A 9,738-nucleotide genomic window follows, 5' to 3' on the forward strand; every position below is an offset into this window, starting at 1 on the left:
GGTGGGAGGGAACCGCTAAGCTTGTGGTCGCGGTTTGGGGGGGTGTTGGTATCAACCGACACTGGTGAGAGCGAACTGTTAGGCTTGTGGTCGCGGTTTGAGGGTTTGCGGGTATCAGCCAGTGCTGGTGGGAGCGAACTGTTAGGCTCGTGGTCGCGGTTTGTTGTGGGAGCTTATCAACTGATCTTCGAGGGTGTTCGCTTGACATGGCAGGCTGGGCGCACAGAAAAAAGGCTGCTTCCCAGTATATCATTGTAAACCTCCTCCATCCTAAGGGGGTAACTTAGTAGCATCGTGGTAGGGCCTTGCTCCCAGCAGGGCCAAAAAGGTAGACTAAAAAAAGCAACCTAATAGCATCGTGGTAGGGCCTTGCTCCCAGCAGGGCCAAAAAGGCGGACTAAAAAGAGCAGCCTAATAGCATCGTGGTAGGGCTTTGCTCCCTGCAGGGGCCAAAAAGGCGGACTAAAAAAAGCAGCCTAATAGCATCGTGGTAGGGCTTTGCTCCCTGCAGGGGCCAAAAAGGCGGACTAAAAAAAGCAGCCTAATAGCATCGTGGTAGGACCGTGCTCCCAGCAGGGCCAAAAAGGCGGACTAAAAAAGCGGATTAAAAAAGGGGGATGATGTGATGGTTGGGGGGCGTTTTGAGGAGGGGAGATATCGGGGGCGGGAGGTTCCGGTTTTTGATTTGCCGCCTCTCTCCCCTAAAACCACCCGGGCCGCTCAGGCCTTGGTCCCTGTGCCCAGCGATATGGATGACTATGTGGACTACGGCCCTCCGGCCTCAGCCCCTGGGACCCAGCCTGTCCCATTGGATAACGACGTTGGCCCGGTGGAGCTGATGGCAGACTACGACGGGAAAAACGGCTATACCTCTGCCTATCCTCCTGACGGCACTGGTATTGTCCGGGAGTTCATTCCCTCTACTCAGGACAAGCGGGAGACCGCTGCCCGGACGGACCGGCAGAAATCCCGGCAGAAGCGCAGGGCCAGGCTGGAATACCGCGCCTCTCTCGCCATTGCCGCTGTGCTGGCCCTGAGCCTGTCTCTGGGCGCAGCTTTGATGCTGTTTCTGCCCCGCTCTACCAAGTCCCAAATCGAAAAGCGGGAGCTGGCCCACTTCCCTGCTTTCTCTCTGAAAAGCTATTTTTCCGGCGAGTTTACCGCCGCTGTCACCCACTACTTTACCGACACAGTACCCAACCGGGACGGCCTGAAAAAGCTGGGCAGCAACCTGAAATCTGTCTTTGGCCTGCCTGCCTCTGCAAATGACGTGGAGTTTGTGGGCAATATCCAGAAGAAGGAGCCTGCGGCCTCTAAAGCCACCGCTCCCCCAGCAGATGAAACCGCCGCCCCCACTGCGGACCCCAGTGGGACCACTGCCCAGGTCGCCATGGCTTTGGAGGGCGCAGCCGGCCGGAATATGATTCTGGCCACCCCCGCTCCCACTGAAAACCCCTTCCACCAGGCGGAGGAGGCCAACATGATTGGCGAGGGACAGATTATGCTGATTAAGCAGGACGGCCACTACCGGGGCTTGGAGCCCTTTGGCGGCTCGGCGGATATGGCGGGCGGCTATGTCGATGCCCTTAACAGCCTGCGGGCTCAGGTGGACAGCAGCGTGCGCATCTACTCCATGCCCGCGCCTCTGGCCTGCCAGTTCTACACCCCGGACCAGCTGAAGGAGTATGTCAACGACCAGTCTGCCTGCTTTGACGCGGTTCATGCTCAGCTGGACCAGGGGATTACGGGCATCAATATCTGCGACACGCTGGCCAGCCACGCCAGCGAGCCCATCTACTGCCGCACCGACCACCACTGGCAGCCTTTGGGCGCCTACTACGCGGCCCAGGCCTTTGCCCAAGCCGCAGGCGTGCCCTTTGACGATTTGAGCACCTACACGCCAGGGGTTTTCTCCGGCTTTGTGGGCAGCATGTACGGTTTCTCCAACCAGTCGGCCAAAATTCTCAACGACCCGGAGGACTTCACCTACTACACCCCTGGCAAGCCCTACGACGCGGTGTATTATGACACTGCCTTTCAGCTGCAGTGGGACGGGGACAACCTGTTTGCCGAGGGGGTTGACGGCGCAAGCGACGCATACACCTACTTCCTGGGCGGGGACCAGTATATTGTAAAGGCCACCACCCAGGCCAACACCGGGCGCAAGCTGCTGGTGATGAAGGACAGCTTTGGCAACGCCACCGTCCCCTATTATGTCGGCTCCTTTGACCAGATCTTTGTGGCTGACGTCCGCTATATGGAGCGCAATCTGGTCAGCTTTATACGAGATATGGGCATTACCGACGTGGTGTTTACCGTCTCCGCTTTCTCTCTGGTGGGAGAGAACGGGGCCAATGTGGCAAACCTCATCAGCCAGAACGCGGGAGAGACCATTACGGACCCGCACCCGTAGGAGGGCCGTTGGATTCTGCCGTTGGGTTGGGGTGTCTGTCCCAGTCTGACAGAGGGTTGGTTATAAGACTGCCGGCCTTTGCTTTTGCCTGTGACGGTTTGGCCCGCTTCTTTTTCTATGCTCCACATTATTACACACCATAGAGGTACAACCATGCGCGAACTGGAATATCCCTTTGACCCCAGCCAGATCCTCCGCCGCCGGAAGGCCCTGCGCCGCACCCTGTTGGAGGACGGCCGCCCCCGGCTCCCAAAGAGGATCGCCGTGCTGGGCGGCTCGACTACCAGTGATATTATAAAAACAATGGAATTGTTTTTACTGGATGCCGGCATCCAGCCGGAATTTTACGAATCGGAGTACGGCCAGTTCTATCAGGACGCTCTGTTTCCTCCCCAGCAGCTGCTGGACTTTCAGCCGGAGCTGGTCTTTGTCCACACCACCAGCCGGAACATCACCCATTGGCCCCAGCTGTCAGACAGCCCCCAGGCCGTCGAAGAAAAGCTGGCCGAAGAGCTGGGGAAATTCCGCGCTGTCTGGGACAGCCTTGCAGAAATCTTCCACTGCCCCATCATCCAGAACAATTTCGAGAAGCCCTTCTACCGCGTCCTGGGCAGCCGGGACGGCTGGGACCCCCACGGCAGGGGGCAGTTCACCGCCCGGCTGAACCAGGCCTTTGCCGCCTTTGCCCAGGAGCATGAGGGCTTTTATATCCACGATATCGACTATCTCTCCGCCGACTTCGGCCTGCGCCGCTGGGCGGACCCTGCCTGCTGGAACCTGTACAAATACGCTCTGTGTCTTGAGGCCATCCCCGCCTTTGCCTCTGCTGCCGCCAGCCTTATCAAGGCTCTGTTCGGCGGGCGGAAGAAGGTGCTGGCTCTGGACCTGGACAACACCCTTTGGGGCGGCGTGGTCGGCGACGACGGCGTGGACGGCATTGAAATCGGCCAGGAGAACGGCGTGGCTCAGTCCTACTATGAATTTCAGAGCTATGTGAAGGAGCTGAGCGCCTCTGGGGTTCTGCTGGCGGTGTGCTCGAAAAATGACGAGGACAATGCCCTCAGCGGCCTGCGCCACCCGGAGGGCCTGCTGCGGCCTGAGGATTTTACCGTCGTCAAGGCTAACTGGGAGAACAAGGACCGCAATCTGGCCGCTATTGCCCAGGAGCTGAACCTGCTCCCGGAGTCTCTGGTTTTTGCCGACGACAACCCTGCTGAGCGGGAGATCGTTCGGGCCCAGCTGCCCGGGGCGGCCGTGCCGGACATGGAAGGGGTGGAGAACTATATTGCGGCCATTGACCGGAACGGCTGGTTTGAGGCCCCCAGCCTGAGCCAGGACGACCTGCGCCGGGGCGAGATGTATCAGGCCAACGCCCAGCGGGCGGCACAGCAGGCCCGGTTCGGCGACTACCAGGAGTACCTGAAAAGCCTGGAGATGCAGGCGGTCATTGGAGACTTTCTCCCCCTCTACCTGCCCCGCATCACCCAGCTTACCAACAAGTCCAACCAGTTTAACCTGACCACCCGGCGTTATACCCTGCCCCAGATGGAGCAGATTGCCCAGGACCCCAGCTATATCCGGCTGTTTGGCAAGCTGACGGACAAGTTTGGCGACAACGGGGTGGTGTCGGTCGTGTTGGCCCATGTGGAGGGCCATGCCGCTGATCTTGAGCTTTGGCTTATGAGCTGCCGGGTGCTCAAGCGCGACATGGAGCTGGCCATGCTGGACGCTCTGGCGGAGCAGTGCCGGGCCCGGGGCGTTCAGGTTTTGCGGGGACACTACCTGCCCACTGCCAAAAACACCATGGTAAAGGACCTGTACCCCAGCTTTGGCTTTGCCAAAACCAGCGAAGACCCCAGCGGAGCCACCCACTGGGAGCTGAGCCTGGCCGGCTATGCCCCCAGGTGCCAGGTGATTGCCGCCGCCCCGCCCGAGGGCCGCGAAAACAATGCAGAGAAAGGATGAGAGCCATGAACGAACGTGAAATTTACACCCGCCTGAACCAGGTCTTTCAGGAGGTTTTTGACGACCCGGCCATCCGGGTCACCCCCCACACCACAGCCGATGACATTGACGACTGGGACAGCCTGGAACACATCACCCTCATCTCCGCGGTAGAGCGGGAATTCCGGATGAAGTTCAAAATGGGCGAGATCTCCTCCATGCGCAATGTGGGAGAGATGGCCCAGATTATTGCCCAGAGAGCAAGAGCTTAAAATTTTTATCATTGATTTTGTCGCCAAATTTCCCGGCGTTTCCCTGTAAGATTTTCCCCCTCGACCCCAACGCTGCTTGTTGACAAATCGATATTTTAAGAGTAATATAATGGATGTTGGATTTCGCTCAAATGAAACCGGCGTCCATTTTTTATTCAAATACTTTATCACAGAAAAGAAGGAAACCGTCATGATCTTACTGCTCTGCATCTCCGTGGCCCTGGTGGCCGGGCTGATGATGACCCGTCTGTTCAAGCAATTCCACCTGCCGGACGTCACCTCTTATCTGATTGCCGGGGTGCTGCTGGGCCCCTGCCTCATTGGCCGGCTGGGCCTGCCGGGGGTGGGCTTTTCCAGCTTTGAGCTGGTGGACACCTTTCAGCCCATTTCTGACGTGGCCCTGGGCTTTATTGCCTTTGCCATCGGCAGCGAGTTCCGGCTGTCCTCTCTGCGCACCACAGGCAGGGCGGCGGTGATTGTGGGCATCTTTCAGGCAGTGGCCGCCACGCTGCTGGTGGACGCTGCCCTGCTGGCGCTCCACCTGTTTTTGGGAGACAAGCTGCCTGTGTCCGCGGCCATCACCCTGGGGGCCATTGCGGCGGCCACTGCCCCGGCCGCTACCTTGATGGTGGTGCGCCAGTACAAGGCCAAGGGGCCCCTGACCGACATTCTTCTGCCTGTTGTGGCCCTGGACGACGCGGTGGGGCTGGTCATCTTCGCCATCTCCTTTGGCGCGGCCCAGGCCATGGAGTCCAACAGCGCCAGCATTGCCTCGATTGCTGTGGAACCCTTGCTGGAGATTGTTCTCTCTTTGGCCCTGGGGGCGCTGCTGGGCTGGGTGCTCACCTTGATGGAGCGGTGGTTTCTCTCTAACCGCAACCGCGTGGCCATGATTGCGGGCTTTGTGGTGGCGGCGGTGGCTCTGTCTATGGTGAGCTTTGAGATTGCCGGGCTGACGGTGAAGTTCTCCTCTCTGCTGGTCTGCATGATGCTGGGCACGGTGTTTTGCAACACCTGCCCCAATTCTGAGGACCTGATGGGCCGGGCCGACAAGTGGTCCGCCCCGCTGCTGACCTTGTTCTTTGTGCTCAGCGGCGCAGAGCTGCACCTGGATGTGTTCACCGACCTGGCTGTGGTGGGCATTGGGCTGGTGTACATTCTGGCCCGCTCTCTGGGCAAATACTTTGGGGCTATGGGCAGCAGCCGCATTGTCGGGTGCGCTCCGGCCATTCAGAAATATCTGGGCATTACCCTGCTGCCGCAGGCAGGCGTTGCCCTGGGAATGGCCTCTCAGGTGGGGTCGCTGGGAGAGATCGGCTCTACCATTCGCAGCATTGTGCTGTTCGGCGTGCTCATCTATGAGCTGGTAGGCCCCACCCTGACCAAAATGGCCCTTACCGCTGCGGGCGATATCAAGCCCAAGGAGGAAAAGCCTGCCAAGGCCTCAGCCTGAGGCTTGGGACATACCGGTTGCTGCTGACAAGCAAAGACCTCCCCTGCCGCCCTCATGGGGCCGCTGGGGAGGTCTTTTTGTTGAACCAGCCCCTTCCACAGTCAGCGGGCCGGAATAGCGTCAATTATGGAAGCGGGTGCCGATAAAGCGTTCGCTCTGGGCAGGGGAATACTGAAACACATCCATATGCCGCCCGGTAAAAAAGTACTCCGGCGGGCTGGGCCGTCGGGGAGGGCTGTCGAAGGTCTCAATAATAATGAGCTTGATTTTCATGCGGCCGGGCAGCACGCTTTTGATGAACACGCTGGCCTGCTGGCCGGGAAAGATATTCTCCTTCAGCTCCGCCAGCCCCGCCAGGTTGGGGGCCAGCTCTACAAACACCCCATAGCTCTCCACGCTGCGAATGACCCCGCCCACGGTCTCTCCTGCCTGGAACCGGGCCGCGTTCTCCTCCCAGGTGCCCAGCAGCTCCTTGTGGGTCAGGGTGACCCGGCTGTTCTCCTTGCTGCGCACCACGGCCCTGATGTCCATGCCCGGCAGAAAACGCTCCCGGGGGTGCTCAATGCGGGAGACCGAGATGGCGTCAATGGGCAGCAGCGACGAGATGCCGCAGCCGATGTCGGCAAACACCCCAAAGGGCTCGATGTGGGTCACCCGGGCCGTAATCACATCCCCCGGCAGCAGGCCCGCTATGTACTGGGCGGCGCAGCGCTCTTGGGCCGCCCGGCGGGAGAGGCGGGCGGTCACGCCTCCCCACTGGTCCCCTGTGAGCTCCTGCACCACAAAGCACACAGGGCGGTTCACCCGGGAGAGAATGGCAATGTCCCGCACCGTGCCCTCGCGGATGCCAATGGCCCCCTCCTCCCGGGGGATCACCCCCTTCATGCCGGGCAGCTCCACAATCAGGTCGTGGCTGCTGTCGCACATCACTGCCCTGGCCTCCAATATTTTCTCCTCCCGCACGGCCTCTGCCAGCGCCGCCGGGCTCTGGAGGGCGGCGGCGTTTTCGGGGGTATCCATCAAATAGCCTTCCGGATAAAATTGCATGAGTCTGACACATCCCTTTCTCCTTCAGACGTTTCCATTCGTCCTGGTTTTGTCAATCTTTATGCTGGAGGAAGGGGTAATATGCCCGTGGGAGAGGGGAACGCAAGAGCCGCCTGATAATCTCTGAGAGTTTTTTCGCTCTTTAGGGCTTGTTTGAAAATAGAGGAAATGACGAATTTTTACCCAGAAGGGGTTCATTTCAAGGAAAAAACCGCAAGGCAATCTTCCGATTGGCGAGGATTTTTGACGCAGAAAGGGGCCCCTTCTGGGTAAAAAGACGGCCTTTCCGATTTTTCAAACAAGCCCTAAGAAAATGCTTGCATATTTCCTCTCTCTGCGCTAAAATAAGTAAGAATTGAAAACATAGGAGGACAATGCTTTGAAACGTACCATCTGCGCCATTCTCTGTCTGTTGACATTTCTCAGTCTTACCGCCTGCGGCAGCGGCGGAGCGAAGGAATCTCCGGCGGACAAGGTTCTGGGCTCTTCTGAGGACTCCATTGCCATGGAGGAGCTGAAGCCCCAGAAGAACTCGGAAAAGCTGGGCTGGCAGCTGAACCCGCCCCAGGCCGGGGAGGAGATTGCGGTGATTACCATGCAGACCGGGGAGGTCATCAAAATCCGCTTCTTCCCCGACGAGGCCCCCAAGGCTGTGTACAGCTTCAAGCGCCACGCCATAGAGGGCTATTATGACGGCCTTACCTTCCACCGGGTCATGGAGAATTTCATGATTCAGGGGGGCAGCCCCAACGGCACCGGCACCGACGGCGAGAGCGTGTGGGGCGAGAACTTTGAGGACGAGTTTGCCGAGAACCTGGTGAACATTGACGGCTCTCTCTCCATGGCCAACGCGGGCAAAAACACCAACGGCAGTCAGTTCTTCATCAACTGCACCAACACCCCTGTCCCCGCAGAGCAGTGGGAGCAGTATCAGCAGGGCTATGACCTGTACAAGAAGGACCCGGAGGTCTTTACCTCCCGCTATGCTGCCAAGTGGCTGGACATGGACAAGGTGAACAAGCAAAAGGACGGTAAGAACAACCTCTATCAGGACCTTTACAGCACCCACGGCGGCAACTGCCACCTGGACGGGGCCTACTCCACCGACGGCAGCGGACACACGGTGTTCGGCCAGGTGTTTGAGGGCATGGACCATGTGTACAAGCTCTCTCAGGCTGAGACCGACCCCAGCAGCAACAAGCCGGTAGAGCCCATGGTCATTGAGAAGATTGAGATTGTGGAGTATGCGGGCGCGTAAGCCCGGCTTGGAACAAAAAAGAAGGCCTGCCTCCTGGGCGGGCCTTCTTTTTTTCTTCCTGTTTAGGGCTTGTTTGAAAATAGAGGAAATGACGAATTTTTACCCAGAAGAGGTTCATTTCAAGGAAAAAACCGCAAGGCAATCTTCCGATTGGCGAGGATTTTTGACGCAGAAAGGGGCCCCTTCCGGGTAAAAAGACGGCGTTTCCGATTTTTTAAACAAGCCCTAGGCCTCAAGCCTCTCTTTAATGGCCAGCAGGAACTCCTCGGTGTTCACCTTGCGCACCTGGGGCAGGGTGGACATGGAGGCCAAATCGCCGGTCATGACGCCGCTCTCAATGGTGTCAATGGTGGCCTTTTCCAGCCGGTCCGCAAAAGCGGTCAGCCGGTGGTTGCCGTCCAGCTGGCCCCGCTTGCGCAGGGCTCCGGTCCAGGCGAACAGGGTCGCCACCGAGTTGGTGGAGGTCTCCTCCCCCTTGCGGTGCTTGTAATAGTGGCGGGTCACTGTGCCGTGGGCGGCCTCATACTCCCAGGCCCCGTCCGGAGCCACCAGCACAGAGGTCATCATGCCCAGACTGCCAAAGGCCGTGGCTACCATGTCGCTCATCACATCGCCGTCGTAGTTTTTGCAGGCCCAGATGAACCCGCCCTCGCTGCGCACCACCCGGGCCACCGCGTCGTCGATGAGGGTGTAGAAATATTCAATACCCGCCTCCTCAAACCGCGGCGCGTATTCCTTCTCAAAAATTTCCTGGAAGATGTCCTTGAACCGGTGGTCATACTTTTTCGAGATGGTGTCCTTGGAGGAGAACCACAGGTCCTGTTTGGTGTCCAGCGCAAAGTGGAAGCAGGACCGGGCAAAGCTCTCAATGCTGGCGTCCAGGTTGAACTGCCCCTGGAACACCCCCCCGCTCTCCTCAAACTGGTGGACCAGATATTTCTGCTCCACGCCGCCGGGCAGGGTGACCAGCAGCTCGGCCTTGGCCCCGGCGGGCACCGTTGTCTCGGTGTTCTTGTAAATGTCGCCAAAGGCGTGGCGGGCAATGGTGATAGGCTTTTTCCAGGTAGGGATATAGGGGGTGATGCCCTTGACCAGAATGGGCGCCCGGAACACCGTGCCGTCCAGCACGGCGCGAATGGTGCCGTTGGGGGACTTCCACATCTCCTTCAGGTTGTACTCGGTCATGCGGGCGGCGTTGGGGGTGATGGTGGCGCATTTCACCGCCACGCCGTACTTTTTGGTTGCCAGGGCCGCGTCCACAGTCACCTGGTCCCCGGTCTCGTCCCGGTGGGGCAGGCCCAGGTCATAATATTCCAGGTTCAGGTCAATGTAGGGCTCCAGCAGCAGGTCC

General features: G+C 59.0%; 7 protein-coding genes. 5 read left to right on the forward strand and 2 right to left on the reverse strand.

Going from position 1 to position 9,738, the window contains the following annotated elements:
* Positions 1 to 625: 625 nt before the first annotated feature.
* From ACTO5E_RS08620 to ACTO5E_RS08635, 4 genes are all read left to right on the forward strand, one after another.
* Positions 626 to 2,413: a DHHW family protein gene (locus ACTO5E_RS08620; protein ID WP_482303008.1), complete on the forward strand. Its 1,788-nt coding sequence runs from the start codon at positions 626 to 628 to the stop codon at positions 2,411 to 2,413.
* 153 nt (positions 2,414 to 2,566) lie between these two features.
* Positions 2,567 to 4,378 carry an HAD-IIIC family phosphatase gene (locus ACTO5E_RS08625; RefSeq protein ID WP_482303009.1) on the forward strand — a complete coding sequence of 604 codons (1,812 nt, stop codon included), beginning with the start codon at positions 2,567 to 2,569 and terminating at the stop codon, positions 4,376 to 4,378.
* A 5-nt stretch (positions 4,379 to 4,383) separates the two neighbouring features.
* Positions 4,384 to 4,629: an acyl carrier protein gene (locus ACTO5E_RS08630; RefSeq protein ID WP_482303010.1), complete on the forward strand. Its 246-nt coding sequence runs from the start codon at positions 4,384 to 4,386 to the stop codon at positions 4,627 to 4,629.
* Positions 4,630 to 4,819: 190 nt separating this feature from the next.
* Positions 4,820 to 6,082: a cation:proton antiporter gene (locus ACTO5E_RS08635; protein WP_482303011.1), complete on the forward strand. Its 1,263-nt coding sequence runs from the start codon at positions 4,820 to 4,822 to the stop codon at positions 6,080 to 6,082.
* A 120-nt stretch (positions 6,083 to 6,202) separates the two neighbouring features.
* Here the strand turns inward: ACTO5E_RS08635 and ACTO5E_RS08640 are convergent, their stop codons facing one another.
* Positions 6,203 to 7,102, reverse strand: coding sequence for a S1 RNA-binding domain-containing protein (locus tag ACTO5E_RS08640; protein ID WP_482303012.1), 900 nt, complete (start codon positions 7,100 to 7,102; stop codon positions 6,203 to 6,205).
* A 406-nt stretch (positions 7,103 to 7,508) separates the two neighbouring features.
* Here ACTO5E_RS08640 and ACTO5E_RS08645 point away from each other — a divergent pair, with 406 nt between their 5' ends.
* Complete coding sequence (locus tag ACTO5E_RS08645) at positions 7,509 to 8,387, forward strand: peptidylprolyl isomerase (protein WP_482303013.1); 879 nt, start codon at positions 7,509 to 7,511, stop codon at positions 8,385 to 8,387.
* Between the two features lie 225 nt (positions 8,388 to 8,612).
* Here ACTO5E_RS08645 and ACTO5E_RS08650 read toward each other — a convergent pair.
* The coding region (locus ACTO5E_RS08650; protein WP_482303014.1) for an NADP-dependent isocitrate dehydrogenase at positions 8,613 to 9,738 on the reverse strand (1,126 nt) is incomplete at its 5' end.

The sequence above is a fragment of the Acutalibacter sp. genome, assembly GCF_056800975.1.

Bases quoted from the DNA above. Each gene is read 5' to 3' on its own strand.
- ACTO5E_RS08630 (WP_482303010.1), top strand. From the start codon at position 4,384: ATGAACGAACGTGAAATTTACACCCGCCTGAACCAGGTCTTTCAGGAG.
- ACTO5E_RS08640 (WP_482303012.1), bottom strand. From the start codon at position 7,102: ATGGATACCCCCGAAAACGCCGCCGCCCTCCAGAGCCCGGCGGCGCTG.
- ACTO5E_RS08620 (WP_482303008.1), top strand. From the start codon at position 626: ATGGTTGGGGGGCGTTTTGAGGAGGGGAGATATCGGGGGCGGGAGGTT.
- ACTO5E_RS08635 (WP_482303011.1), top strand. From the start codon at position 4,820: ATGATCTTACTGCTCTGCATCTCCGTGGCCCTGGTGGCCGGGCTGATG.
- ACTO5E_RS08625 (WP_482303009.1), top strand. From the start codon at position 2,567: ATGCGCGAACTGGAATATCCCTTTGACCCCAGCCAGATCCTCCGCCGC.